This is a genomic window from Geomonas sp. Red276 (assembly GCF_054784495.1).
The window spans coordinates 137,105-160,951 of the sequence record NZ_BLXW01000010.1; the positions used below are offsets into that span (position 1 = coordinate 137,105).

A 23,847-nucleotide genomic window follows, 5' to 3' on the forward strand; every position below is an offset into this window, starting at 1 on the left:
TACGTTTCCTCGCCCCTTCATGAAACGGGCTGCCCGAAAGCTATAGTTAATCCCCTCGCCCCTTCAGGGGAGAGGGTGCCCGAAGGCCGAACATCTACCCTCGCCCCTTTAGGGGAGAGGGTGCCCGAAGGGCGGGTGAGGGAGGTTATAGCAATAAAAAAAAGGCCCGGCAGATTTCTCTGCCGGGCCTTTTCGTTGGGAAAGTTCCCTTGCGTTTACAGCTTAGTCCATCTTGACCGGTACCTTGGCCTTGAGGGCGTACTTGCCGCCCTTGACTTCCAGCAGGGCCAGCGGAGTCTTGATCGGCTCGCGGTTGGCGCGGATGGTGATGGTGCCGGAGACACCTTCGAAGTTCTTGGTCTGGCCGAGAGCGGCCTTGAAGACCTTCGGATCGTTGCTCTGGGCGCGCTTCATGGCGTCGGCAAGCAGCATGACGGCGTCGTAGCCCTGGGCGTCGAACAGACCCGGCTCCTGGCCGTTGAACTTCTTCTTGAAGGACTCGACGAACTTGGCGGTCGTCGGGGAGGCCTGCTCAGGCGAGAAGCCCAGGGCGCACATGGAGCCCTCGACGGCCGGGCCGCCGAGTTCGATGAACTTCGGAGAGAAGAGGCCGTCGCCGCCGAACATGTTGGCTTTGAGCCCCTGCTTGCGGGCTTCCTTCATGATGAGGGCGCCCTCGGTGTAGTAGCCGGAGAAGAAGATGACGTCCGGGTTCTTGGCCTTGATGTTGGTGATCTGGGCGGAGAAGTCCTTGTCGCCGTCTTTGACCTTCTCGTCGGCCACGATCTGGATACCTTTCCCTTTGGCGGCATCGCGGAAGGTCTGGGAAAGGCCGACGGAGTAGTCGTTGTTGTCGGAGGTGATCACGGCGACTTTCTTGTAGCCGAGGTCCTTCGAGAAGAAGTCGATGCAGGCCGGGATGGCGACGGAGTCGAGCAGGGTGTCGCGGTAGATGAAGTCGCCGTTTTCGACGACGCCCGGGCCGGTGGCGCCGGCGGAGAGCAGGACCACCTGGGCTTTCTGGGCGATGGGGGCGGCCACCTTGGTGATGCCGGTGGTCGGGTCACCGACGATGGCGGCTACGCCGTCGCGGGTGATGAGCTTCTGGGTGACCGAGGCGCCTTCCTGCTTGTCGCCGCGGTCGTCGGCCTCGACGATCTCGATCTTCTTGCCGTTGACACCGCCGGCTGCGTTGATCTCGTCGGCGGCCATCTTCATCCCTTCCAGGGTCGGCTTGCCAAACATGGCGACGTCGCCGGTCAATGCACCCAGGAAGCCGATCTTCACGGTGTTGCCGCTAGCGGCCGGGGCTCCCCCTTCTTCCTTCTTCTTGCAGCCGAAGCCGCCAGCGGCCAACAGACCGACCAGCAACAGAGCCGCACACTTCTTCATGGTCATGAGCACTCCCTCCTTGTTGAGATTACAGACTGCGAAACATTAAAGTATTTTTGCCGATACCGCAAAAGAAAATCAGCGGCTTTTAACGGCCGCCACCGCCACCGCCGGCTCCGCCGGGCTTGTTGAGGTCGTTGAGGAGCGCGGACACCTCGTCGAGCTTGCGCTTGAGCGTCTGGAGCTCTTCCTTGGTGTAGACCCGGTTCCCCTTCTTGATCTCCTTCTGCAGCTTCTTGACCTGCTTCTGGATGGAATCTACCTCACCTGCGCACCCCTTGGCGGCCAACAGGCATTCGTCCTTGTCGGGGGAGCTTTGGGCGTGGACCGGTGCAGCGGCAAGCATAAGACCAGCCAGCATCATCACAGCAAGTTTCTTCATGGCAGCCTCCTGTAGAAAAGTGGTGGAAGAGAGCCGCCGGGGTTATCCCCGGCGGCCGCCGGTTAGAAGGTGTAGTTCACGAGCAGTTTGACGTCCCACGGGTTGTCCGGGGTATCGCCGTTCTTGGCGACGCTGTCGTAGTAGCCGCCCAGGAAGACGTAACCGCCACGGGCGGAGAAGGTCACCGCGTCGTTGAACTTGTAGTTCGCTTCGGCGTTGAGCTCGGTGCCGAGGTAGCTGGAAGCGTTCGGGGAACCGGTCTTGGCGTTCAGCGAGGTGTACTGGTTGGCCCTCGCGATGGCGGCGAAGCCTGCGTTCACGCTGGCGGTGATCTTGTCGGTGCAGGGGTGATCGTACCCTATCGATCCAAAGTATACACCCTGGTTCTTGTTGTTGGCGTCGAACACGATGGCGGAGTCGTTGGTGAGACCGTTTTTGTCACGGCCCAGGATGACCATCTCGTTGTTCCAGAAGCCGGACTCGCTGTAGGCGAAGTTGGCCGGGGTGTAGAAGGCGTTGGTGGTGTGGCCGTTGCCGTTGTCGCCGGAGACGTAGAGGAACTCGCTCCTCAGGGTGCCGGTGCCGACCTTGGTGCGGGCGCCGACGTTGGCGGCCCAGGCGCTGCGGTGCCTGCTGGCGTTGTTAGCCCCCGGGGTGGTGAAGAAGTCCTGGTTGAGGCTGCCGTTGTGGCCGAACTGGTAGAGGGCGAAGCCGTCCAGGGTGACCGGGCCGACGTTGGTCTGGAAGTTCAGGCCGGTGGTGTGGGCGGTGAGGTCCTCGATGAGGTTGTCACCGTTGCCGTCCATGATGTTCACGTGGGTGGCGTTCACGAAGTAGTAGGCGAGGCCTACCTTGGTGTTGTCGTTGATCTTGTACTTGCCGTCGAAGAGAGCCATGTCGCGGGCGTCGTGGCCGAGCGCGGTGAACGGGTCGATCTTGCCGGTGGTGTCGTTCCAGCGGAAGAGACCGACGGACGCGGTGACCGGCAGGTGCTTGCAGTCGTGGGTGAGGAGGAGACCGGCCATGTCGGCCGAGAAGAAGATCCCCTTGAAGGCGTCGTCGACCCCCTGCATACCGAATTTGGCGTTGGTGGCGAGGGAGGCGTTGTTGAGGTCGAGGTAGATGTTCTTGGTCTCGATGTTGACGGTGTCGGCGCCCAGCGCGCCACCCTGGTTGCGATGGGTGGTGTAGCTGGAGTTACCCCAGTAGGAGTAATCGAGCTCGAACTTGGTGACCAGCTTCACGTCCTGGTTCGCCTTGGCGATGTAGGCGAGACGTGCGCGCTGTTCGAAGAAGTTCGCGTTGTGGGCGTCGGCCGGCTTCCCGTCGGGTGTGTAGCGTGCCCCGGCGGCGTCGAGGTTGCCGGTCCCGTTGAAGTTCGAGTCGTCGAACTGCAACTGGAACATCCCGTGGAATTCGTTCTCCAGCGCCAGTGCCGGAGCTGCGGTGGCGGTCAGCGCGCCGGCGAGCGCGAGGACCAGGAGTTTACTGCTTGGTTTCATGGTGCCCTCCTTGAAAATTTGGTGGCGAGGCCAATGCCCGCCACCTTGTTGCAACTGCAAAATCACAGAATCTGATTCAAAAACAGCTGGGTCCGGGGGTGGGTCGGGGCGGTGAAGAAGTGCTCCGGAGTCCCCTCCTCGAGGACGGCGCCCCGGTCCATGAACAGGACGCGGTCGGCCACCTCGCGCGCGAACCCCATCTCGTGGGTCACCACCACCATGGTCATCCCCTCCCGGGCCAGGTCCTTCATGACCTCGAGCACCTCGCCGATCATCTCCGGGTCAAGCGCCGAGGTCGGCTCGTCGAAGAGGATCATCTTGGGATCCATGGCCAGCGAGCGGGCGATGGCCACCCGCTGCTGCTGCCCGCCGGAAAGACGCCCCGGGTAGGCGCCGGCCTTGTCGGTCAGCCCCACCTTGGCCAAAAGCCGGGAGGCGCGCTCGGTCGCCTCGTCCTTGGGACGCTTTCTCACCACCATCTGGGCGAGGGTCAGGTTCTCCATCACGGTCTTGTGCGGGAAGAGGTTGAAGGACTGGAAGACCATCCCGACCTCCTCGCGTACCTTGGTGATGTCGGTCTTGGGGGCGTAGAGGTCGACGCCGTTGACGACCATGCTCCCGGAATCGATCTCCTCCAGGCGGTTCATGGCGCGCAAAAGGGTGCTCTTCCCCGAGCCGGAGGGGCCGATGATGACCACCTTCTCCCCTTCGCGGACGTCGACCGAAACGCGGTCGAGGGCCTTGAACTTTCCGTAGTACTTCACCACCTCACGTGCTTCCACCATCTTGCGGGTATTACCTGCCGGCATTGATGCGCTCCTCCATGATTCCGATCAGCTTCGAGAAAAACAGGGTGATGATGAGATAGATCAGCGCGATCACCGTGTAGGTCTCGAAGTAGGTGAAGGACTCGGAGGCGAACTCGCGGCCGCGCCGCAAGAGGTCCGCCACCGCGAGGATGGAAACCAGCGAGGAGTCTTTCAAAAGCGCGATGAACTCGTTGCCGACCGGCGGCAGCACCACCTTGAACGCCTGGGGGACGATGACGTGGCGCATGGCCTGGCCCCGGGTCATCCCCAGGGTGAGCGCCGCCTCCATCTGCCCCTTGGGGATCGACTGGATCCCGGCCCGGAAGACCTCTCCCATGTAGGCGCCGTAGCAGATGGCCATGGCGACGATGGCGGAGAGCATGTCGGGGACCTTCACGAAGCGCCCCAGGGCGTAGTAGATGTAAAAGATCTGGACCAGGAGCGGAATGCCGCGGATGACCTCCACGTAGAGGGAGGCGAGCCCGTTGGCGAGGCGGTTGTTGGCGACCCGCCCCAGCCCGGCGATGAGGCCGATGACCAGCGCGAGGAGGATCGCCCCCACGGTCACCTTGAAGGTGACCACGATACCGTCGGGGACGAACTTGAGAATGTCGAGATAGGGGTCGGGCTTGGCATAGGTAAGCCCGCCGAGGATGGCGATGGCGCCGAAAAAGGCGATGCGCCACGCCGTGAACAGCCCGAGGTCCTTCTTGGTGGGAATGGCGGCGCCATCCCCTACTTCAATCTTCTTTGCTTCGTTTTCTTGCATGCGGTCCGATTCCTTCACTGCTCTTGCGTATCCGGCACTGCCAGCTCTCCGGTTCCCGCCTCTCAAACGAGACGGGGATGGAGGGTTGCCGCGCATCCCCCATCCCCGGAGCCTTCCTCGAAGACTACTTCAGCCACTTCTTCTTGAGCTGCTGGTCGATCTTCTTCTTCTTGACGGCGGTGATGCCGCGGTTGAGCAGGGAGACCAGCTCCTTGTTCCCCTTCTTCACGCAGATGCCGTAGGCCTCCTTGGTGAAGGGCTTGCCGGCGATCTTGAACTTCTCCTTGTATTCCTTTTTCTGCAGCGCGTAGATGATGGCAGTCGGCTCGTCGCAGACGACACCCTGGATGCGGCCGGCGGCCATGTCTTCGAAGGCGAGGCCGATCTCGTCGTAGGTCTTTAGTTCCACCCCTTTGATCTTCTTGATCTCGAAGGCGCCGGTGGTGCCGATCTGGGCGCCGACCTTCTTCCCTTTCATGTCGGCCAGCTTGGTGGCGCGGTCAGTTTTGGGGACCACGAGGATCTGGCCGGCATCGATGTAGGGGAGGGAGAAGTCATACTTCTTCTGACGCTCCGGAGTGATGGTCACCGAGGAGATGACCGCGTCGTACTGGCCGGAGTCGAGACCGGCGAAGATGCCGTCCCAGGCGGTGTTCTTGAACACCACCTTGAACCCTGCTTCCTTGGCCGCAGCGTTGAGGAAGTCGATGTCGTAGCCGACGATGTTCTTGTTGGCGTCCACCATCTCCATCGGAGGCCAGGTGGCATCGGTGGCTACGGTAATGGTGCGGGCGGCAAGGGCGGGAGAGACGACGGACAGGGTGAGAGCAAGCACAGGCAACAGCAGGAGAAGTAACTTCTTCATGGACACGACCTCCATCTTGAGATAATAAACAATTGTTTTGGCTGTTTGAACGGACTACTTGTAAACAGCTTTTGCCGTAATGTCAATTGCTTTGGTACAACCATTTGCTTTTTGTTTGCTTTTGAAGGCGAAAAAGATAAGAATGTGGCAAACTTTGCCGACACCCCTTTCTTATTCAGTGGTTGGCCGGGTCCAGCTGGCAGGGGGTGTGATATCGCTGACTTCGCTGGGGGAGCGCGGCCGCGGAAAGGTTCCGGTATCGTAAAGCGGTCAGGCCATTAGGCCGCATGGCAGCCGGTCCCCAAGCAGGGCGGTCGGCTGGCGGGGCTCCTGCTCAAGCAGGTTTCGGGAAATCAAAACTGGCCATTTCACGGCGGGTACGGGGTTTTATTCATGCTGAAAAAAGGGATGGCGGCGTTGCTGCTGCTCGTCACCACCTTCTTCTGGGGCGTCACCTTCACGGTGGTCAAGGATGCGGTAGCCAAGGTCGACGTCTTCGTCTTCCTCGCCCAGCGCTTCTTCCTGGGATTCGTCCTTTTGGTCCTCCTCTGCCTGGTAAAGAGAAGGTGTCTCACCCGCGCCACCGCGGTTGACGGCGCCATCCTCGGGATCCTCCTCTTCCTCGCCTTCGCCTTCCAGACCGTCGCCCTTTGCTACACCAGCGCCACCAACACCGGGTTTCTCACCGGCCTTAACGTGGTGCTGGTCCCGCTTTTGGGGGCGCTTTTCTTTCGGCAGCAGGTGACCCTCCCGGTCGGCCTCGGCGTGATGATCGCCGCCGTCGGGCTTTTTCTGCTCTGCACGGACGGCAAGGGACTCACCTTCAACCCGGGGGACCTGCTGGCCGCCATCTGCGCCGTCTGCGTCGCCCTTCATCTCCTTTTCACCAGCCGGTTCGCCCGCAAGGGGGGAAGCGACGTCTTCTGGCTCACCGCCGTCCAGATCGGCACCGTCTTCGCCCTGAGCCTCCTGGTGGCGCTCGGGCGCGGGAAAGCGGTGCTGGTGCTCGTCCCGGGTACCGGCTGGGCCATCGCGATCTGCGCCCTCTTTGCCACCGTCTTCGCCTTTTTGGTGCAGACCTCGATGCAGCGCGTGCTGAGCCCGACCCACACGGCGCTCATCTTCTGCTGCGAGCCGGTCTTTGCCGCGCTCTACGCCTACCGCTTCGGCAACGAGGTGCTGGGGGAGTACGGCCTGGTCGGGGCCGGCCTCATCGTGGCGAGCATGCTCGTCTCGGAACTTTTGCCCGCCCCCGGCCAGGCACCGCTCATGGGAGCCGACGGGAGCACCGATTAACTGTTCGTTACCTTCACTGCCCGTGGGGCTTCCTTCGAAGCAAGGGGGGGCGACTGAATGGGCTGCTGACAACGTAAAGGGGAGACCAATGAAGCGCAGCATGGCAGTAACCCTACTTCTCATCATCCTGACCGCGGCGACCGCGCTGGCCGAGCCCCCTCCGGCCCCGGCCGAAACCGCCCAATCACTCTACCTCCAGGCCGGGAAGGCCGAACGCCAGGACCAGCTCGCCAGGGCGAGGGAGCTCTACGAGGCCATCATCGACCGCTTCCCGACCAGTGATCTGGCGGTGAAGGCGAACGACCGGCTGCTGGAGCTTTACCGGGCCCCTTCCGCCCCGGCCGTGGCCAAGCCGGCGCCGGTTGCCGGCGGCCCCAAAGCGAAGGCACGGGAGCTGCTGGAGCTCAAGAACCGGGCCGCCGACATCTGGGACAAGGAGCGGCGCCGCCTCTCGCTCGCCTTCTTCAACCGCTTCGACCACCGCTTCAACCGCGGGGAGCTGCGCGAGCATGAGGCGGAGTGGGACCAGGCGGCCGAGGCCAAGGTGAAGCAGGAACTCGGGATGGGAAGCGCCGAGATCCAGGGGAAGCTTAACGAGGCGTGCCGCGAGCTGGGGATCACCGGGACCTGTGACGAAAAGGCGCTTAAGTAGGCGGCTATTGCCGGCCACACGGAAAGGGGCCGCCCCTTTGCTTTCTTGCGCCGGGGCCCCTCTCTTCTCCCGCAGGCCAGGTGGGGAGTTTTCCCCTCGCCGGGAAACGGAGGCGGTCGGCACTCATGAGAGTCTGGGAAGAATCATGGGTAACGGTGCGGTATTGCTGTAGTTAAAAAGTTATAATATTAAAGAGATCGACTTGTTATTAAAGTCGGCGTATAGGACGATGACAACTGAATAGGTTGCTACCGAAACGGCAAAGCTGGGGTAACCCAGTGACGCAAAGCTACCTGTCCATTGGCACGAATGGATCGAGGGGCTACCGAAGGAGCAGTACCATTGAGCCTACCCACCCCCGTGCCGGTAGGCTTTTGTTTTTTTCGCCGTTGGTGCTGTTATGTGTAGGGTGACTGTTTTGTAGTGTGGCGGCTATGTTCATGAATTTTGATGCTATCGGTACCCGCAACCCCTTTACCAGCTTCTATCTAAAGCTCTGCTTTCTCATCTCGCTCGTGATCATCCTGCTGTACGCGGGTTTCTACGTGAGAAATGCCGCTTTGCTGGATGCCGCTGTCAAGCAGCAGGCCAGGGCCTATCTGAGCCTCATCCTCAAGGTGCGCCGTTGGAACGCCAACTACGGCGGCGTCTACGTCGAGAAAAAGGACGGGGTCGAGACCAACCGCTTCCTGAAGGAAATGGGGGTCGGGGCGGAGCTCGCCACCACCGACGGTAAGTTACTCACCCTGAAGAACCCGTTCCTGATGACCTACGAGATTTCCAAGATCTCCAACCAGGACGTCGGCATCACCTACCACATCACCAGTCTGCGGCTGGTCGACCAGCAAAACGCCCCCGACCGTTTCGAATACGACTCGTTGAAGAAGTTCGAAGCGGGGGAGACCGAGGCGTGGTCCCTCGAAAAGGGCTCCACCGGTCCCGTCCTTCGTTTCATGGCCCCCCTGATCATCGAGAAGCCCTGTCTTAAATGTCACTCCAACATGAACTATCGGCTGGGGGACGTCCGGGGCGGTATCTGCATCAACATCCCCTACCAGGATGCCCAGCACAACCTGGTGGTGAACCGGGTCTGGCTGATATCCCTTTCCGTCGGCACGCTTTTGCTGCTCCTTGGCTCGGCCTACCTCATGCTGAACCGGCTCGGGATCAAGCTGGACCTGGCGCAGAAGAGCCTGCAGGAGGCGGCCATCACCGACGAACTGACCGGCCTTCACAACCGCCGCTTCTTCATCTCCCGTTTCGAGGAGGAGGTATCCCGCTCGCGCCGCGACGGTCTGCGTCTGGGGCTCATGATGATCGACCTCGACGACTTCAAGTTGATCAACGACGGCTGCGGGCATCCGTTCGGCGACCTGGTCCTTTCCACCACTGCCAAGGCGCTCGCGGCCAACCTGCGCGATTACGACGTGGCGGCCAGGTACGGCGGCGAGGAGTTCGCCTTCCTCATCCCGCTCATCTCGGAAGAAGACCTGGTGGCGCTGGCGGAGAGGATCGCCAGCAGCATCGCCAACATCCAGTTCCGGCACGAGGACCAGATCGTGAGGGTCACCGCCAGTATCGGCGCGACCCTGATCCGGTCGGAAGATACCTGCGAGTCCATGATGAAGCGGGCCGATGACGGCCTGTACCGCGCCAAGACCGAAGGGAAGAACAAGATCGTCTTCGTCTGAGAGGCCGCCGAGGCCCTCACGCACCCTCGCAGTCCACTTCCGCTCATCCCTGCTTCCACCATCACCAAGCGTCCCCCACCCGTGGCGACCGGCGGGCCACGCCCCAGGCTAACCGGCGGGCTGCTCCGCGCTTTGCTTCGACATCGTCTTGTAACAGGCGATGGCATTGGCCAAGGCGTGCTGCTCGGTGGTGCCGCATCTCACCACCGTGCTGCCGTCGCGTAGTTCGATGGTGCATTTGAAGTGCGGGCTTTTGACGAACCGGCAATGCCCGCCAGGCGCCAGCGGCTCCATCCTGATGTAGGCAATTTCGTCTTCCACCATGCCGCACCTCCCGCCCGACCATCGCGCCATGCCGGCGGTGGTCGCCGTCAACGGCCCCCCCGATTGTTTCCTTGCCTGCCTGGATCCGACCGCAGCCGGCTTCGCGCGTCGCCTTTCCCGCCCCCCTCCCGGCGTGCTAAAATGAGGCATGCATAAGAGAAGGGGCGCTGCCCCTGGAATCAGCATACAATAAAATTTTTTAATGTTTCCGCCGGCTAGCCTGGACCGGCAGAGCGATGGCAGTCGTCGCCACCAACGTGAAGTGCGGCGCAAGCCGGGAGGAATAGTCATGAAATCCAGCACAAAGGACACAGCGAAAGGAATGCTGCATGAAACAAAAGGCAAAGTGAAAGAAGGTGCCGGCCGGATAACCCGCAACGTATCGCTGGAAAACGAGGGAACCGCCGAGAAGATCGCCGGGAAGATCCAGAAAAACGTCGGCAAGGTTGAGAAGCACGTCGAGAGGGAGTAGCGGTAGCTGATTACCCTGCCGCACAGGGTGCATCGGCCGTGTGCGCGGCAGCAACCGCCTCGCGACGGTAACTGTGGTCGCTCTGCCGGCTGCGCCTGCAGCCGGCAACCAGGCGGGAGGGATGCCATGAGCGGAGGGGAAGGAGGCACCTCGTCATGCCCTTAATCCAGGTGATACTCGTGCTGATCGTGGTGGGAGTCCTGCTGTGGCTGGTCAACACGAACATCCCCATGGCGGCTTCCATCAAATCCATTCTCAATGCGGTAGTGGTCATCGTTGTTGTCCTGTGGCTTCTGAACGTCTTTGGCATCTTGCACAGCATCACCCAACTTCGGGTGGGAAGATGAGAGGAGGAGCGTCCACCGGCGGCCAGTCCGCCTGACTCAATTCACCCCTATCGCCGGAACCTTCCCGGGGTGCGGGGCAAACCGTCCAACGGGCCCATGAGGCCCGTAAGGAGGAGATCATGCTTTGGACCATCGTGGTAATCCTGCTGATCCTGTGGCTCCTGGGGCTGGTCAGCAGCTACACCCTGGGTGGCTTCATTCACCTGTTGTTGGTACTTGCCGTCATCCTGATCGTGGTCAACCTGATTCAGGGGCGGCGCCCGTTGTGACCGTGGAAAGCGTGCGGTCGCTCTTTCTGGTAAACTTGCTCCGGTACCCGGTGCCCCCCCGCCTGTCGGACGGAAAGGCGCCAGGCACCGAGATTCCAGATCAAAGGGGGAAGCGATGAGAAGATTGCTGCTTGTGATTGCCGTTTTGGCCGCCGGCGCGGTGTCCTGCTTCGCGGACGGCTATGACATGAGGGGAGGGGGGGACGGTGCCGGGGCCGGAGGCGGGCCGATGGCGATGGGGGGGAAGTCCGACCCCCAGATGATGCTGATGATGGCCTACCACAAGGAGGTCATGATCTTCGGGCGCACCCTGCAGCGGATGGCGGGCCAGCGGGAGATGGTACCGGCCGACGTTGTGCGGACCGTGGTGGGCGAGATGAGGCGCGGTGCCGAGCAGATGGAGAAGTATCGGGCCGGTGCCATGGCCGGCATGCCGCCCGAGCGGAGGACCCCGGACAAGCAGAAGATGATGGACCAGCACCTGGTGGACGTGAAGACCCATCTGCGCCAGCTCGATGAGCTGGCGGCGAAAGGCGATGTCCCGTCCCAGGAGGTCAACCGGCATCTCGAAGCCATCTTCCATGGGTGCGACGAGATGGGATGCGGCATGCCCGGGAGAGGGATGCAGGGCAGAGGCATGCACGGCTGCATGAAAGAGGGGTGCGGGTGCATGCACGAACACCGCTGCGGCTGCGAGCGGGGAGGTCACGACATGATGCCTGAGCACCGGAAGATGATGCAGGAGATGACCCAGAAGCTCGAGGCCCAGGACGCCGATCTCATGAAGCGCGTTGAGGAAATGAAACGTGCCCCGCGGGATAAGAAGGTGGACATGCTTGGGGAAATCGTCGACCGTATGGTACATCAGCGGGCCGAAATGACCAAGCAGATGGAGAAGATGCAGAAGGCGCACATGGGGCATCACGGCCACGGGGAAGGGGGCATGATGGCGCATGGCTGTGGCCCCGGCAGTGACATGGAGATGGGGGACATGAACATGGAAGGCGCCGACGAGTAGCCGGTGGTGTAGAGCCGGTAACGCCGAAGAAACCTGAACAAAGCCGGGCAGGCCATGCCGCCGCCCGGCTTTTCTCTTTTCTGGTTAGTCAAAAGGGGGGAACGATCATCGCTGATCAGGTTTACTTTTGTCCCGGGGGGGCTTGGCCCTACCGCCGGCGTCCTGAGGCCCGATGCTAATGTCTTCCCTGCATCCTTCCCCTCGGGTTGTGCAGGAAGTTTGGCCTCTGTTTGAGGAGGGTGGTGATCGCGGGGGCCGGAATGGGGTGGCTGAAGTAGTACCCTTGGGCCTCCTCGCTCCCCTCCGCCTGGAGCCAGGCGAGCTGGGAGGCGTTTTCGACCCCTTCGGCGATCACCTTGAGCTGCATGCTCCGCCCGATGCTGATCACCGCCCGCACCACCGCCGCGTTGTCCGCGTCGCTTGCGATGTTGTGGATGAAGGACTGGTCGATCTTCAGCTTGTCGACCGGAAGTTTCTTGAGATAGCTGAGGCTCGAGTAGCCGGTGCCGAAGTCGTCGATGGAAAGCTGCAGCCCGAGCGCCTTCATGGCCGCCATGCTCCCGAGCACCTTCTGCGGGTCGCTCATGATGGTCGCCTCGGTGAGCTCCAGCTCGAGCGATTCGGGAGGGATCCCGGTCTCCAAAAGGGCCTGCTCGATGGTGTCCTCGAAGTCGCGGTGCTGGAAGAAGGTGGCCGAAAGGTTCACCGCCACCGACACCGGCGAGATTCCCTGCTGCTGCCACTGCTGGATCTGGCGGGTGACGGTCTTGATGATCCATTTGCTGATCTGGGTCAAAAGGCCGCTCTCCTCGGCGATCCTGATGAACTGCTCGGGGTGGATCAGCCCCCGGACCGGGTGCTGCCAGCGGATCAGCGCCTCGATGCCGCTGAACTTCCCGGTGGAGAGGTCCACCTTGGGCTGGTAGTACAGCACGAACTCGTTGTGCTCGATGGCCCGCCGCAGCTCAACCTCCACCGCGAAGCGCTGGTGGGCCTGCTGGTTGAGCTTGGGGGTGAAGAAGGCGAAGTTGCCTCCCCCCGTCTTCTTGGCGTGGTACATGGCGATGTCGGCGCACTTCAAGAGCTCCAGGTAGTCGTTCCCGTCGTCGGGATAGATGCTGATCCCGATGCTGGTGTTGACCGCCGCCTGGTTACCCTCCAGCGAAAAACCGGTGCTGATGATCTTCTCGGCCACCACGGTGGTCTCGGACACCCCGCAGTCCCAAAGCACGATCACGAACTCGTCCCCCCCCAGCCGCGCCACCACGTCGCACGAGCGCGTGCAGTCGCTCAGCCTGCGGGCGATCGACTGCAACAGCGTGTCGCCGACGTCGTGCCCCATGGTGTCGTTGATCTGCTTGAACCCGTCGATGTCGAGGAAGAGCAGCGCCACGTTGCGTCTCGCCTTCTGGGCTACCGAGAGGACCTGCTCGATGCGGGCGTAGAGGGTGCTCCGGTTGGGGAGCTTGGTGAGCGGGTCGTGGTGGGCCAGGAAGAAGATGTTCTCCTCGGCCTGCTTGATGTCGGTGATGTCGAGGATGAACCCGTCCAGCCGCGAGATGGCCTGAGGGTCGGTGCTGCTTCTCTGCACGGCGCAGTTGTTGAGGATCCACCGCTCGCTGCCGTTTTTGTGGATGATGCGGTGCCGGATCGGCTCGTGGTCGTTGCCGGCGAAGATTTCGTTGAGGAAGCCGATCACGACCTCCCGGTCGTCCGGGTGGATCATGGTGAACCAGAGCGACGGGTTCTCGTAGTAATCCTCGGGGGTGTAGCCGGTGATCTCCAGGCACTTGGGGCTGTGATAGACCGAGCGGATGGCTCCGTTTTCGAAGCGGACGCTGTAGACGTACTCGTTGATGTTGCTGATCAGGGTGCGGCACTGCTCCTCGCTTTTGAGCAGCGCCTCCTCGGCCTGCTTGCGGATGGTGATGTCCCTGATGTTGTACTGGATCACCCGGTGATCGGTCACCTGGTAGCTGGTGCTCATCACCTCGACCACGATCTGGCGGCCGTCCCTGGTCCGGATCGGGAGGTCCTGGTGGTGGAGATACTCGCGGTGCTGGAGGGCTTCGAAGTGGTCGCGGGAGCCGGCGAAGCCGGAGAAATGTTCGATCTCCCAGAGCTTTCTTCCGAGCAGCTCCTCGCGCGGGATGGCCAGCATCTCGCCCAGAAACGGGTTGACCTCGTTGATCTCGCCGGTTTCGGCATCCACCACCATGATGCCGTCCTTGGCGGTCTCGAAGAGGCGCCGGTAGCGCGCCTCGGAGACCAGCAGGGCATCTTCCGAGCGCCGGCGGTCGGTGATGTCGAGGACCGCCAGCCGGAACTCGAGCCCCTGCACGCAGCTGGTCGCCTCGATGCGGGCGATGAGCGGTTTGTCTTCTTTGGGGAGCAGGGAAACTTCGCAGGTGCCGCTGCCCTCCCCGTGGGAGATCCGTTCCAGCAGGGAGTCGAACTCGGCGCGGGTCTCCTCGGTGACCAGGCGGTCGAACTTCCACCCCAACAGGGTCCCCTGGTCCCGGCCGACCAAGCGGGCTGCGGCCATGTTGGCACCGCGGATGACACCGCTGCGGTCGAGGGTGAAGTAGCCGACCGGGGCGAATTCATAAAGGTCCGTATAGCGCTGGAGGGCCCTGGTTAGATCCTCGCACGACTCACACAAAGGCGCCCCCTTACGTGCCTCATCTGCCATCGGTTTCAGTTGCGCGTGGGTCAGGCGTCTGGTGGCCGTGGGGTCTGGTACAGCTTTACGGCTTCTCATGATCACCTCGAAAGGCTTAATCGCACCCCTAAAGGTTATGATGATGAAAATGATAGCGCAATTCAACGGTAACTTCATCCCCGCAAGCTTTCCTTTGTGCCTTCCTTTAAAATTAAAGTTGTATAATGACAGTGCTCCCCTTTTCCTTGTGACTGTTCGATGAATCTAATTGACTGATTTTACGAAAAAAATGGTTCCATTGTGACAGGAAGATGACTATAATTCGCCCCGCTTTCGTCGGCTTCTCTGTTACGTTGCCATTTAATCAGTTCTTGCACCCAGCCCTCACCCGGCACCACCACCCTCCCGACCTTCCCCCCCTCCGGGTCTAGACGCAGGACCATTGCAGTAGCCGATCTCACCCACCCGTCATTCCCCTCCGGGCCAGGCCTCGCCGGCCGGTCCAGGACCATTTCGCCTCGGATTCGCCTCCGGGCTCAAGGGAAAGGTGCGCCCGCATGGGGGGCACCCGATGGGGAGCAGTGCGCCCGGCTTGTCACCTCGGTTTCCGCCGACGGTGTTGTCGGGACAGAGTCCGCTTCAGATACTGCCGTTTCTCCCGTTCGTCCGCTCCACTGCGTGGGGCGAGGGGAGGCAAACCTCAACCAGTCAAGGAGAAAGGTCAATGAACATCAGCAGAAAACTTGCGGCGCTCTGCGCTTTCGTGGCGGTGGCGGCTCTACCTGTCGTCAGCTTCGCCAATGCCCCCGACCCCGGCGGATACCTCTCTTTCTTTGTCGGTTCGTCCACCCCGCAGGACACCACGATCACCACCACCGCCTACAACCCGGTCACCACCAAGTCCGCCCTGGTGCAGTTCGATCCCGGCATCAACATCGGGGGGACCGCCGGGTACGATTTCGGCTTCGTGAGGGTGGAGGGGGAGCTCTCCTACAAGGAGGGTGAGATGAACAACGTCTCCGAGGCCACCTACGGCACCCACTACGTCAACGTGGACGGCCATGTGGGCGCCTTCTCGGCCATGCTCAACAGCTTCTTCGACGTCCACAACCAGAGCCCGGTGACCCCCTACCTCGGTGGCGGGATGGGCTTCTCCTCGGTGAGCGTCAGCACCGCCAAGGGGGTGGACGCCAACACCGGCGCCCTCAACTACCACATCTTCAACTCCGACGACGCGGTGGCCTTCGCCTACCAGCTGGGGGGGGGGATGGACGTGGCCTTGAATCGCAGGCTGTCGCTGGATGTCGGCTATCGCTACTTCGGGACCAGCCGGGCCTCCCTCAGCAAGGACTGGCCGAATTCCACCGACTTGAAGCTGGCCAGCCACAACGCCACCGTAGGGCTCAGGCTGAAGTTCTAGCCGCGGCCGGGAGATACCAACATGAAGAAAGCGACCAAACTCGCTCTCGCGGCCCTGGTGGTCGCCGGACTCGCCGGTTGCGGGATGGGGGATCGGGACAGCGGAGTGGCCGGAACCGTCCCCCCCTCCCCGCCGACCACCATAGTGGCGGCCACGGGTACCCTGGCCAGCGACTCCTGGGGGTACACCGGTGCGGCTGCGGTGCCGCTCGCTGCCCCCTCCGGTAACCAGGTGGTGCTGGCTGGGCATACCCTGCTGGAGGATGCCGGCCACGCGGTCGTTTCCGGTACCACCGACACCAAGGTGAGCTATTCCGCCGACGAGAGCAACCTCTCGGCCACCGCGAGGGGAACCGCCCCGGCCGGGTTCCTGAGCTACCTGACCGTCGAGGCGGGAGCTGTCAGCAGCGTCCTTCCCGCCCTGTCGGTGACAATTTCGGCCGGTTCTGCGGCCACCGGCCAAGCGGTCATCGTCTGCCGGTACGACGCCACCACCGGAACCTGGATCCAGCTGGCGAGCGCCACGGTGACCGCCACCGGCGACGTCAGCTTCTCCGCCGACCGCATGGCCACCTACGCCCTCTTCAAGGCCAGCTGATCATCCTGATCCTCACCAAACCAGTTGCCATCAAATGAACTCTGATGGACGGCCTCCGGGCCGTCCTTTTTTTATTTCCTTTGCCCACCCCCTGCTCTCTTCCCCACTTCCCCCCCGCCCGTGGCCCCTCCCTTTCCCACACCGCCTTCCCTCCTCCCCCTCCTCCTCCTTCACTAACCCCAATTATTCCCCCCATTGAAAAGGCCTTCATCGTTGCTGCCGCCGTACGGTACCGCGCGAGCCTCTGGCGTTTGCATAGGCGGGGGAGCATGGGGTGATATCATTAATAAGAAAGCAGTTGTTAACCGCCATCCACTGCGTTATTGTCCCCCAACGTATCCGAGGTCCCGATGAGCGACCCGATCCTTGTGCAACCGGACACCGAAGAGAACCGGACCCTCACCGCTAACGTCCACCCCCCCGACTGGGTCAACCCCGTCCCGGCAGGGCGCTACAACCTGGTCGTGGTCGGCGGGGGAACCGCTGGCCTGGTCTGCGCCGCCGGGGCCGCGGGGCTTGGCGCCAGGGTCGCGCTCGTCGAGCGCCACCTGCTGGGGGGCGACTGCCTGAACGTCGGCTGTGTTCCATCCAAGGCGCTCATCCACTCCTCCCGGATTTTTTGGGAATCGCAGGGAGGAGCACCCCCGGAGCGTGGGGCGGGTGAAGCCGCCTTCGGCAGAGCCGTCGAGCGGATGCGCCGCCTGCGCGCGGAGCTGAGCCCCCACGATTCCGCCCGGAGATTCCGGGACGAACTGGGGGTGGACGTCTTCTTCGGCCGCGGAAGCTTCATCGCCCCAGACGAGGTCGAGGTGGACGGGCGCCGGCTCCTCTTCGCCCGCGCCGCGCTCTGCACCGGAGGGCGACCCGCCGCCCCCGACATCCCGGGGCTCGCCGACACCGGCTATCTCACCAACGAGACCGTGTTCACCCTCACTTCGCTCCCCCCGCGGCTGGCGGTGATCGGTGCCGGTCCCATCGGCTGCGAGCTTGCCCAGGTCTTCGCCCGGTTCGGGTGCCGGGTCACCATCCTCGAGCGTGGCGGCCGGCTCCTTCCCCGGGAGGACGCCGATGCCGCCGGGCTCCTGCTGCGCTCTTTCCTTCGCGAAGGGATCGACGTCCGCTTCCGCACGACCATCGCATCCGTCGCGAGCCGGGAAGGGGGCAAGGCCCTGGTCCTGGAGAGGGAAGGGGAACGGGTCGAGCTGGAGGTCGATGCCATCCTGGTGGGGGCCGGGCGTCTCCCGAACCTGGAGGGGCTGGGGCTTGAGAGCGCGGGGATCGCCTGCGGCCGAAGCGGTGTCGTGGTCGATGACTTCTTGAGAACGACCAACCGGCGCGTGTACGCGGCGGGCGACGTCTGCCCGGGGCTGAAGTTCACCCACCTGGCCGACGCCCAGGCAAGGATCGTGATCGCCAACGCACTTTTTCATGGACGCCAGCGAAACTCGCGGCTGAGCGTCCCCTGGTGCACCTACACCGATCCCGAAATCGCCCACGTGGGAAGCTACCCGGAGGAGGAGGCGGCCCGCGGGGTCGAGGTCGCCACACTGACGGTCCCCCTTGCCGGAGTCGATCGTGCGGTCCTCGACGGCGAGACCGAGGGGTTCGCCCGGGTTCACCTGAAGAAGGGGAGCGATCGCATCCTCGGGGCGACCCTGGTGGCGCGCCACGCCGGAGAGATGCTCAACGAGCTGTCGCTGGCCATCGGCTCCGGGGCGGGTCTCTCCGCCATCGGGAGGACCATCCATCCCTATCCCACCCAGGCCGAGGCCGTCAGGAAACTGGCCGACCTCTACAACCGCAGCCGGCTCACCCCCCGGCTGAAGAAGCTGCTGGTTGCCTGGCTTCGCTGGCAGCGGCGCTAGAATGGAGTAATCCCTTGCCGGTAAAGAAAGTCATCCTGCTCGTGATCGCCCTGCTTTCGGTGGGGCTCTTCTTCTACTTCGACCTCGGGCGATACCTGACCCTGGAGTCGCTGAAGGCCAACCGCGAGGCGGTGACCCGCTACAACGACGCCCATCCGGTCCTCACCGTGGCAGCCTTTGCCGCCATCTACATCCTCCAGACCGCCCTTTCCCTCCCCGGCGCCGCCATCCTTTCCCTTGCCGCCGGCGCCCTTTTCGGCTCCTTCCTCGGGACCGTCTACGCGGTGGCGGCTGCCACCATCGGGGCAACCCTCGCCTTCCTGGTGGCTCGTTATCTCTTGCGCGACACCGTGCTCCACCGCTTCGGACCCCGCCTGGAGGGGCTCAACAGGGAACTTGAGCTCCGCGGCTTCAACTACCTCCTGTTCCTGAGGCTGGTGCCGCTCTTTCCCTTCTTCCTCATCAACCTGGCCGCCGGGCTCACCAGGATCAGGCTCGGGACCTTCGCCGCGGCTACCCTGATCGGCATCATCCCCGGCGGCTTCGTCTACGTGAACGCCGGCGCGGGGCTGGCCGGCATCCACTCCCTGGGGGACGTCGTCTCGCCGCGGGTGCTTGGTTCCTTCGCCCTTTTAGGCCTCTTCGCACTGGTTCCCGCCCTCTACTCACGGTTTGCCGCCAAGCGGCGTCAGTCATAGGGAGCACTCTGCGGCCCTCATTCAGTGGGCGGGACTCTATCAGGGCGTTATCATTACTCTCTTTGCTATCGATGACGGTGTGATACACTTTTTGCACAGCACGACAAATCCCCCCTGAGAGCCCTGACCATGCCAGACACGGTAATCGCGACGTTCCAGGTACGCCAGCTTGCCATCCTCGACCCCTCCGGCGACGTGGATCTGGCCCTCCTTCCTCCGCTATCCGACGATCGACTCTGGGAGATGTACCGCTTCATGGTGCTCACCCGCGTCTTCGATGAGCGGGCGGTCTCCCTGCAGCGGGAAGGACGGATGGGGACCTACCCACCGGTGAAGGGGCAGGAGGCCACCCAGGTCGGAAGCGCCTTCGCCCTCACCAAGGAAGACTGGATCTTCCCCTCCTTCCGGGAGATGGGGGTGCATCTCACCTTGGGCTTCCCGATCCCGCAGCTCCTCCAGTACTGGACCGGCGATGAACGGGCCCAGCGGATCCCCGAACAGTTCAGGATCTTCCCCTTCTGCGTGGCGGTGGGAAGCCAGCTCCCCCATGCGGTGGGGGCCGCCCTGGCGGTCCGCTATCGGCGCGAGCCGGTCGCGGTGGCGGTCTTTTTCGGCGATGGCGCCACTTCCAAGGGGGACTTCCACGAGGCGATGAACATGGCCGGGGTCTACCGGCTACCCGTGGTCTTCATCTGCCAGAACAACCAGTGGGCCATCTCCGTTCCCGTGAAGGGGCAGACCGCCTCGGCGACGCTCGCCCAGAAGGCGGTCGGGTACGGATTCGAGGGGATCCAGGTCGACGGTAACGACGTACTGGCGATCTATGCCGCGGTTTCCGGTGCGCTCGAGAAGGCGCGGCGCGGGGAGGGACCGACCATGGTCGAGTGCCTGACCTACCGCATGGCGGATCACACCACCGCCGACGATGCCGGCCGCTACCGCTCGCCGGAGGAGGTGGAAAAGTGGCGGAGCCGGGATCCCCTCTTGAGGATGGAGCGTTACCTGGAATCGCGAGGCCGCTGGACACCGGAGGCCGCCGGCGAGGTCCGGGGGTGGGCTACCGCCGCCATCGACCAGGCGGTCCGGGAGATGGAGGAAATCCCTCCCCCGAATCCTGCCGAGCTTTTCGACGGTGCCCTGGCTGAACTCACCCTCCGCCAGCAGCGGCAAAGGAAGGAGCGCTGACATGGCCCAGCTGAACATGGTACAGGCCATCAACCAGGCGCTGGCCCAGGAGATGGCGCGGGACGACCGGGTGGTGATCATCGGCGAGGATGTCGGGCGCGACGGGGGGGTCTTCCGGGTCACCGAGGGGCTCCAGGATCGTTTCGGCCCGGAGCGGGTGCTGGACACCCCGCTCAGCGAATCCGGGATCATGGGTGCCGCCATCGGCATGGCCGCTTGCGGCCTGAGGCCGGTCCCCGAGATCCAGTTCATGGGGTTCACCTACTCCGCCTTTGAGCAGCTCTTCGCCCACGGGGCACGCCTGCGCTCCCGCTCGCGGGGGCGCTTCGGCTGTCCCATGGTGGTTCGCACCCCCTACGGCGGCGGCATCAAGGCCCCCGAGCTTCACGAAGAAAGCACCGAGGCCCTCTTCTGCCAATCCCCCGGTCTCAAGGTGGTGGTCCCCTCCGGCCCGTACAACGCGAAGGGGCTTTTGCTCGCCTCCCTGCGCGACCCGGACCCGGTCCTCTTCCTGGAGCCGACCCGGCTTTACCGGATGATCAAGGAGGAGGTCCCGGAGGGGGAATACCTCGTGGAGCTCGGCCGGGCCAGGGTGGCGCGGCCGGGGCGCGAGGTCACCGTTGTCGCCTGGGGAAGCATGCTGGAGCGGGTGCTGAAAGCGGTTGCCGGGTTCGATGCCGAAGTCATCGACATGTTGACCTTGAATCCCCTCGACATGGAGAGCGTACTCGCCTCCGTGAAGAAGACCGGCCGGGCGGTGATCGTTCACGAGGCGGCGCTGACCTGCGGGGTCGGGGCCGAGATAGCGGCGACCCTGGCCGACGCGGGGATCCTCTTTCTGCGGGGGCCGGTCAAGCGGGTGGCCGCCCCCGACGTCCCGGTCCCCCTGGCCAAGCTGATCGACCACTACCTTCCCTCGATACAGCAGATCCAGGCCGCCGTCGAAGAAGTCCTCAAATACTAGGCACTCCCCCGTCCCGCCCCCGCCACCGTCAGGGAAGGGGCGGGACAGGAGGGGGGCGTAAAGGATGCAGCGACCGGCAACAATTCCCAGTACCTTTAACAACCCGGTTAGGTGACGACAGGAGAATCCATGGCCTTTGATTTCAAACTCCCCGATCTGGGCGAAGGTATCGCCGAGGTGGAACTGCGCAAGTGGCTGGTTTCTGAGGGAGACCGGGTGACGCAGCACCAGGCGGTGCTCGAGGTGGAGACCGACAAGGCCGTGGTCGAGGTTCCTTCCCCGCGGGCCGGCCGGATCGTGCGGATCCACCGCAAGGAGGGGGAGACGGTAAAGGTTGGGGAAACACTGCTCTCGATCGAGGAGGGTGAGGTCGGAAGGGAAGGGGGAGAGCCGCCCCGCCGGCCGTCGGTAGGGATCGTCGGATCGCTTCCGGAGGCGGAGGAACACGCTCCCTCGGCTCCCGCCGTGCCGAGGGGGGATGGTTCCGCGCCCTCGCCCCCCGCCGCCGAGGGCGAGGAGGGGCCCGCAACTGGCCCCTTCGAAGGTCTGGCCACCCCCATGGTGCGCCGGATCGCGCGGGAACGCGGGATCGATCTCCGGACCGTCCGGGGGAGCGGGCCGCGCGGCTGCATCCGGCCGGAGGATCTGGAAGCGAAGGGGGAAACGCATCACCGTGAAGAGACGGCGGAGGCGCTCACCGTCCCGGCGGCCTGTCCCGGAGAGGGGCTTCCGCTGCGGGGGCTGAGAAAGACCATCGCCCGCAACGTGCTCGCCTCCCAACGGTTGACCGCATTCGTGACCAGTATGGAGGAGGCCGACATAACCGAGATCTGGGAGATGAGGATGCGGGAACAGGGCGTGGTCGAATCCCGTGGCGCCCACCTCACCTTCCTCCCCTTCTTCATAAAGGCGGCCCAGCACGCCCTGCGCGAGTACCCGCTTCTGAACGCCTCCATCGACGAAGAGGCCGAGGTCATCTGTCTCAAGAAGGAGTACAACTTCGGGATCGCGGTTGACACCCCCGAGGGACTCATGGTACCCGTCATCCGGGACGTGGACAAGAAGAGCATCATCGAGCTGGCCGAGGCAGTGCAGGAGCTGGGCAGAAAGGCGCGGGAGCGGACCATCGCCCTCGAGGAACTCCGCGGCAGCAGCTTCACCATCACCAACTACGGCCACTTCGGGGGGACCTTCGCGACCCCCATCATCAACTGGCCAGACGTCGCCATCCTGGGGTTCGGCCGCATCGTCGAGCGTCCATGGGTCCACCACGGGAAGATTGCCATCCGGAAGATCCTCCCCCTTTCGCTCACCTTTGACCACCGCGCCACCGACGGCGCCTATGCCGCCCGCTTCCTCGGAAAGGTACTCCACTACCTTGAGGATCCGGCTTTATTGCTGCTCGAAGCGACCTGATCTTCGAAAGGGCCGAGGAAGGAAACGACATGCCCAGACGTGCCATCTACTGTTCACATTGCGGCCGGCTCATCGGAAGCTCGGATGCCCGCTGCCCCTGGTGCGGAGCCCGCCGCCCCGGCATTTTTGCCTCCCTGGCCGACCTGAACCGGGTCGATCCCGACGGCCAGGGGCTCGTCAAGGCGATCATCACCGTCAACGTGATCTTCTTCGTCCTCTCCCTGGCCATCAGCCATAACAGGATGGGGGGCATGGGGATGAGCCTCAACCCCTTTGGCTTTCTTTCTCCGGGGGAGCGAAGCCTCCTCCTGTTGGGGGCGACCGGGACCGTCCCGATGGAAATCGGCGGCTACTGGACCCTCGTTTCGGCGAGCTATCTCCACGGCGGCATCCTGCACCTGCTGTTCAACATGATGGCCCTGCGCCAGATCGGCCCCTGGGTGGCGATGGAGTACGGTCCCAGCCGGATGTTCATCATCTATACCTTCAGCGGTGTGTTGGGTTACCTCGTCTCCTGTCTGGCCGGGATTGCCTTCACCATAGGAGCCTCCGCCTCCGTCTGCGGCCTGATCGGCGCCCTCTACTACTTCGGGAAGAGCAGCGGCGGGCGCTACGGGATGGCCGTTTCCAAAGAGGTCAACGGGTGGCTGATCTCCCTGGTCCTCTTTGGGCTCGTGATGCCCGGCATCAACAACTGGGGGCATGGCGGCGGCGTTTTAGGTGGTGTCCTCCTCGGCAAGCTCCTCGGCTACCAGCAGCAACGGAAAGAGAGCTCCGTGCACCGCATGCTGATGGTTCTTTCCGTACTGGGCACCCTTGCCATCCTGGGGCTGGCGGCTTTCCAGGCGCTCACCTACTCCCCCCACGGGCATTCCTTCTAGATCGCGGTCTGCGCTCTCCCTCCCACCAGAGGGAGAGCCGCCCCGTGTTGCAGTTACCGCCCACGTTTCACACCCTCACCCAGCCCCTCCCACGCGCACGCCCCTTGCGCCCCTTGCGCCAAATCCACACAAATCCACGCAAGCTAGGCGCCCAGGCGAGTCTGGGCAAGTCTAGGCAGGTCCACGCAGGTCCACGCAGGTCCACGCAGGTCCACGCAGGTGATGTGTCGGCGGGTGTCAAGGTAGTTGTCGCCTCTGCTGAGTTTTAAGCTGCGGCGAGTATGATTTCCGGCGCAGGCTCAGGATTAAGGAAAACGGCCCCCACGGGGTCCCAATTTCGGATGCCTTTAGACCACCGAGCAGGGTTCTGC

Annotated in this window: 23 protein-coding genes and 1 riboswitch; of the genes, 15 read left to right on the plus strand and 8 right to left on the minus strand. The window is 63.3% G+C overall.

Translation table 11 applies throughout. The annotated features are described in order from the left end of the window. Nucleotides 1-222: 222 nt before the first annotated feature. From ACYVL5_RS09460 to ACYVL5_RS09485, 6 genes are all read right to left on the minus strand, one after another. Nucleotides 223-1,398: an ABC transporter substrate-binding protein gene (locus ACYVL5_RS09460; RefSeq protein WP_460595315.1), complete on the minus strand. Its 1,176-nt coding sequence runs from the start codon at nucleotides 1,396-1,398 to the stop codon at nucleotides 223-225. Between the two features lie 82 nt (nucleotides 1,399-1,480). Then, nucleotides 1,481-1,774, minus strand: coding sequence for a coiled-coil domain-containing protein (locus tag ACYVL5_RS09465; protein WP_460595316.1), 294 nt, complete (start codon nucleotides 1,772-1,774; stop codon nucleotides 1,481-1,483). Between the two features lie 62 nt (nucleotides 1,775-1,836). Continuing rightward, on the minus strand, nucleotides 1,837-3,276 hold the full coding sequence (locus ACYVL5_RS09470) for a hypothetical protein (RefSeq protein ID WP_460595317.1): 1,440 nt from the start codon (nucleotides 3,274-3,276) through the stop codon (nucleotides 1,837-1,839). 62 nt (nucleotides 3,277-3,338) lie between these two features. After that, the gene (locus tag ACYVL5_RS09475) at nucleotides 3,339-4,085 is read right to left on the minus strand and encodes an amino acid ABC transporter ATP-binding protein (RefSeq protein WP_460595318.1); all 747 of its coding nucleotides are present in this window, start codon (nucleotides 4,083-4,085) and stop codon (nucleotides 3,339-3,341) included. Further along, on the minus strand, nucleotides 4,072-4,854 hold the full coding sequence (locus tag ACYVL5_RS09480) for an amino acid ABC transporter permease (RefSeq protein WP_460595319.1): 783 nt from the start codon (nucleotides 4,852-4,854) through the stop codon (nucleotides 4,072-4,074). Before ACYVL5_RS09480 ends, ACYVL5_RS09475 begins: the two co-directional genes overlap by 14 nt. Nucleotides 4,855-4,978: 124 nt before the next feature. Beyond that, complete coding sequence (locus tag ACYVL5_RS09485) at nucleotides 4,979-5,719, minus strand: basic amino acid ABC transporter substrate-binding protein (RefSeq protein ID WP_460595320.1); 741 nt, start codon at nucleotides 5,717-5,719, stop codon at nucleotides 4,979-4,981. 393 nt (nucleotides 5,720-6,112) lie between these two features. Here ACYVL5_RS09485 and ACYVL5_RS09490 point away from each other — a divergent pair, with 393 nt between their 5' ends. The 3 genes from ACYVL5_RS09490 to ACYVL5_RS09500 all read left to right on the plus strand — a co-directional run bounded on the left by ACYVL5_RS09490 (nucleotide 6,113) and on the right by ACYVL5_RS09500 (nucleotide 9,358). Further along, nucleotides 6,113-7,015 carry a DMT family transporter gene (locus ACYVL5_RS09490; protein ID WP_460595321.1) on the plus strand — a complete coding sequence of 301 codons (903 nt, stop codon included), beginning with the start codon at nucleotides 6,113-6,115 and terminating at the stop codon, nucleotides 7,013-7,015. Between the two features lie 100 nt (nucleotides 7,016-7,115). Continuing rightward, a complete protein-coding gene (locus ACYVL5_RS09495; protein WP_460595322.1) occupies nucleotides 7,116-7,667 on the plus strand; it encodes a hypothetical protein in 552 nt (183 codons plus the stop codon). A 248-nt stretch (nucleotides 7,668-7,915) separates the two neighbouring features. After that, nucleotides 7,916-7,997: riboswitch (cyclic di-GMP riboswitch) on the plus strand. Nucleotides 7,998-8,107: 110 nt separating this feature from the next. Continuing rightward, nucleotides 8,108-9,358 carry a diguanylate cyclase gene (locus ACYVL5_RS09500; protein ID WP_460595323.1) on the plus strand — a complete coding sequence of 417 codons (1,251 nt, stop codon included), beginning with the start codon at nucleotides 8,108-8,110 and terminating at the stop codon, nucleotides 9,356-9,358. Nucleotides 9,359-9,466: 108 nt separating this feature from the next. Here ACYVL5_RS09500 and ACYVL5_RS09505 read toward each other — a convergent pair whose 3' ends face one another. Continuing rightward, nucleotides 9,467-9,682 (minus strand): hypothetical protein, encoded by a 216-nt coding sequence (locus ACYVL5_RS09505; protein ID WP_460595324.1) that lies wholly within the window; start codon nucleotides 9,680-9,682, stop codon nucleotides 9,467-9,469. 289 nt (nucleotides 9,683-9,971) lie between these two features. Between ACYVL5_RS09505 and ACYVL5_RS09510 the strand changes: the two genes are divergently transcribed. The 4 genes from ACYVL5_RS09510 (at nucleotide 9,972) to ACYVL5_RS09525 (ending at nucleotide 11,788) form a co-directional block, all read left to right on the plus strand. Further along, the gene (locus tag ACYVL5_RS09510; RefSeq protein WP_460595325.1) at nucleotides 9,972-10,154 is read left to right on the plus strand and encodes a CsbD family protein; all 183 of its coding nucleotides are present in this window, start codon (nucleotides 9,972-9,974) and stop codon (nucleotides 10,152-10,154) included. 155 nt (nucleotides 10,155-10,309) lie between these two features. Then, complete coding sequence (locus ACYVL5_RS09515; RefSeq protein WP_460595326.1) at nucleotides 10,310-10,501, plus strand: Thivi_2564 family membrane protein; 192 nt, start codon at nucleotides 10,310-10,312, stop codon at nucleotides 10,499-10,501. 119 nt (nucleotides 10,502-10,620) lie between these two features. Then, nucleotides 10,621-10,770, plus strand: a complete 150-nt coding sequence (locus tag ACYVL5_RS09520; protein WP_250676807.1) for a lmo0937 family membrane protein — start codon at nucleotides 10,621-10,623, stop codon at nucleotides 10,768-10,770. A gap of 115 nt (nucleotides 10,771-10,885) precedes the next feature. Beyond that, nucleotides 10,886-11,788: a hypothetical protein gene (locus ACYVL5_RS09525; RefSeq protein WP_460595327.1), complete on the plus strand. Its 903-nt coding sequence runs from the start codon at nucleotides 10,886-10,888 to the stop codon at nucleotides 11,786-11,788. A 175-nt stretch (nucleotides 11,789-11,963) separates the two neighbouring features. Here the strand turns inward: ACYVL5_RS09525 and ACYVL5_RS09530 are convergent, their stop codons facing one another. After that, a complete protein-coding gene (locus ACYVL5_RS09530) occupies nucleotides 11,964-14,450 on the minus strand; it encodes a sensor domain-containing protein (protein ID WP_460595328.1) in 2,487 nt (828 codons plus the stop codon). Nucleotides 14,451-15,174: 724 nt separating this feature from the next. On the opposite strand from ACYVL5_RS09530, the gene ACYVL5_RS09535 reads away from it, so the two are divergent. From ACYVL5_RS09535 to ACYVL5_RS09570, 8 genes are all read left to right on the plus strand, one after another. Beyond that, on the plus strand, nucleotides 15,175-15,870 hold the full coding sequence (locus tag ACYVL5_RS09535; protein ID WP_460595329.1) for an outer membrane protein: 696 nt from the start codon (nucleotides 15,175-15,177) through the stop codon (nucleotides 15,868-15,870). Between the two features lie 21 nt (nucleotides 15,871-15,891). Then, nucleotides 15,892-16,467 (plus strand): hypothetical protein, encoded by a 576-nt coding sequence (locus ACYVL5_RS09540; protein WP_460595330.1) that lies wholly within the window; start codon nucleotides 15,892-15,894, stop codon nucleotides 16,465-16,467. 350 nt (nucleotides 16,468-16,817) lie between these two features. After that, a complete protein-coding gene (locus ACYVL5_RS09545) occupies nucleotides 16,818-18,332 on the plus strand; it encodes a mercuric reductase (protein ID WP_460595331.1) in 1,515 nt (504 codons plus the stop codon). A gap of 14 nt (nucleotides 18,333-18,346) precedes the next feature. Beyond that, nucleotides 18,347-19,030, plus strand: a complete 684-nt coding sequence (locus ACYVL5_RS09550) for a TVP38/TMEM64 family protein (RefSeq protein ID WP_460595332.1) — start codon at nucleotides 18,347-18,349, stop codon at nucleotides 19,028-19,030. A 129-nt stretch (nucleotides 19,031-19,159) separates the two neighbouring features. Then, a complete protein-coding gene (gene pdhA / locus ACYVL5_RS09555; protein WP_460595333.1) occupies nucleotides 19,160-20,215 on the plus strand; it encodes a thiamine pyrophosphate-dependent dehydrogenase E1 component subunit alpha in 1,056 nt (351 codons plus the stop codon). Nucleotide 20,216: 1 nt separating this feature from the next. Then, a complete protein-coding gene (locus ACYVL5_RS09560; RefSeq protein ID WP_460595334.1) occupies nucleotides 20,217-21,179 on the plus strand; it encodes an alpha-ketoacid dehydrogenase subunit beta in 963 nt (320 codons plus the stop codon). 129 nt (nucleotides 21,180-21,308) lie between these two features. Further along, a complete protein-coding gene (locus ACYVL5_RS09565) occupies nucleotides 21,309-22,595 on the plus strand; it encodes a dihydrolipoamide acetyltransferase family protein (protein WP_460595335.1) in 1,287 nt (428 codons plus the stop codon). Nucleotides 22,596-22,624: 29 nt separating this feature from the next. Further along, on the plus strand, nucleotides 22,625-23,476 hold the full coding sequence (locus ACYVL5_RS09570; RefSeq protein WP_460595336.1) for a rhomboid family intramembrane serine protease: 852 nt from the start codon (nucleotides 22,625-22,627) through the stop codon (nucleotides 23,474-23,476). The last annotated feature ends 371 nt before the right edge of the window (nucleotides 23,477-23,847 follow it).

What these genes read in the sequence shown, in the direction of transcription:
- ACYVL5_RS09460 (WP_460595315.1), bottom strand. Translation starts at nt 1,398, where the DNA reads ATGACCATGAAGAAGTGTGCGGCTCTGTTGCTGGTCGGTCTGTTGGCC.
- ACYVL5_RS09465 (WP_460595316.1), bottom strand. Translation starts at nt 1,774, where the DNA reads ATGAAGAAACTTGCTGTGATGATGCTGGCTGGTCTTATGCTTGCCGCT.
- ACYVL5_RS09470 (WP_460595317.1), bottom strand. Translation starts at nt 3,276, where the DNA reads ATGAAACCAAGCAGTAAACTCCTGGTCCTCGCGCTCGCCGGCGCGCTG.
- ACYVL5_RS09475 (WP_460595318.1), bottom strand. Translation starts at nt 4,085, where the DNA reads ATGCCGGCAGGTAATACCCGCAAGATGGTGGAAGCACGTGAGGTGGTG.
- ACYVL5_RS09480 (WP_460595319.1), bottom strand. Translation starts at nt 4,854, where the DNA reads ATGCAAGAAAACGAAGCAAAGAAGATTGAAGTAGGGGATGGCGCCGCC.
- ACYVL5_RS09485 (WP_460595320.1), bottom strand. Translation starts at nt 5,719, where the DNA reads ATGAAGAAGTTACTTCTCCTGCTGTTGCCTGTGCTTGCTCTCACCCTG.
- ACYVL5_RS09490 (WP_460595321.1), top strand. Translation starts at nt 6,113, where the DNA reads ATGCTGAAAAAAGGGATGGCGGCGTTGCTGCTGCTCGTCACCACCTTC.
- ACYVL5_RS09495 (WP_460595322.1), top strand. Translation starts at nt 7,116, where the DNA reads ATGGCAGTAACCCTACTTCTCATCATCCTGACCGCGGCGACCGCGCTG.
- ACYVL5_RS09500 (WP_460595323.1), top strand. Translation starts at nt 8,108, where the DNA reads ATGAATTTTGATGCTATCGGTACCCGCAACCCCTTTACCAGCTTCTAT.
- ACYVL5_RS09505 (WP_460595324.1), bottom strand. Translation starts at nt 9,682, where the DNA reads ATGGTGGAAGACGAAATTGCCTACATCAGGATGGAGCCGCTGGCGCCT.
- ACYVL5_RS09510 (WP_460595325.1), top strand. Translation starts at nt 9,972, where the DNA reads ATGAAATCCAGCACAAAGGACACAGCGAAAGGAATGCTGCATGAAACA.
- ACYVL5_RS09515 (WP_460595326.1), top strand. Translation starts at nt 10,310, where the DNA reads ATGCCCTTAATCCAGGTGATACTCGTGCTGATCGTGGTGGGAGTCCTG.
- ACYVL5_RS09520 (WP_250676807.1), top strand. Translation starts at nt 10,621, where the DNA reads ATGCTTTGGACCATCGTGGTAATCCTGCTGATCCTGTGGCTCCTGGGG.
- ACYVL5_RS09525 (WP_460595327.1), top strand. Translation starts at nt 10,886, where the DNA reads ATGAGAAGATTGCTGCTTGTGATTGCCGTTTTGGCCGCCGGCGCGGTG.
- ACYVL5_RS09535 (WP_460595329.1), top strand. Translation starts at nt 15,175, where the DNA reads ATGAACATCAGCAGAAAACTTGCGGCGCTCTGCGCTTTCGTGGCGGTG.
- ACYVL5_RS09540 (WP_460595330.1), top strand. Translation starts at nt 15,892, where the DNA reads ATGAAGAAAGCGACCAAACTCGCTCTCGCGGCCCTGGTGGTCGCCGGA.
- ACYVL5_RS09545 (WP_460595331.1), top strand. Translation starts at nt 16,818, where the DNA reads ATGAGCGACCCGATCCTTGTGCAACCGGACACCGAAGAGAACCGGACC.
- pdhA (WP_460595333.1), top strand. Translation starts at nt 19,160, where the DNA reads ATGCCAGACACGGTAATCGCGACGTTCCAGGTACGCCAGCTTGCCATC.
- ACYVL5_RS09560 (WP_460595334.1), top strand. Translation starts at nt 20,217, where the DNA reads ATGGCCCAGCTGAACATGGTACAGGCCATCAACCAGGCGCTGGCCCAG.
- ACYVL5_RS09565 (WP_460595335.1), top strand. Translation starts at nt 21,309, where the DNA reads ATGGCCTTTGATTTCAAACTCCCCGATCTGGGCGAAGGTATCGCCGAG.
- ACYVL5_RS09570 (WP_460595336.1), top strand. Translation starts at nt 22,625, where the DNA reads ATGCCCAGACGTGCCATCTACTGTTCACATTGCGGCCGGCTCATCGGA.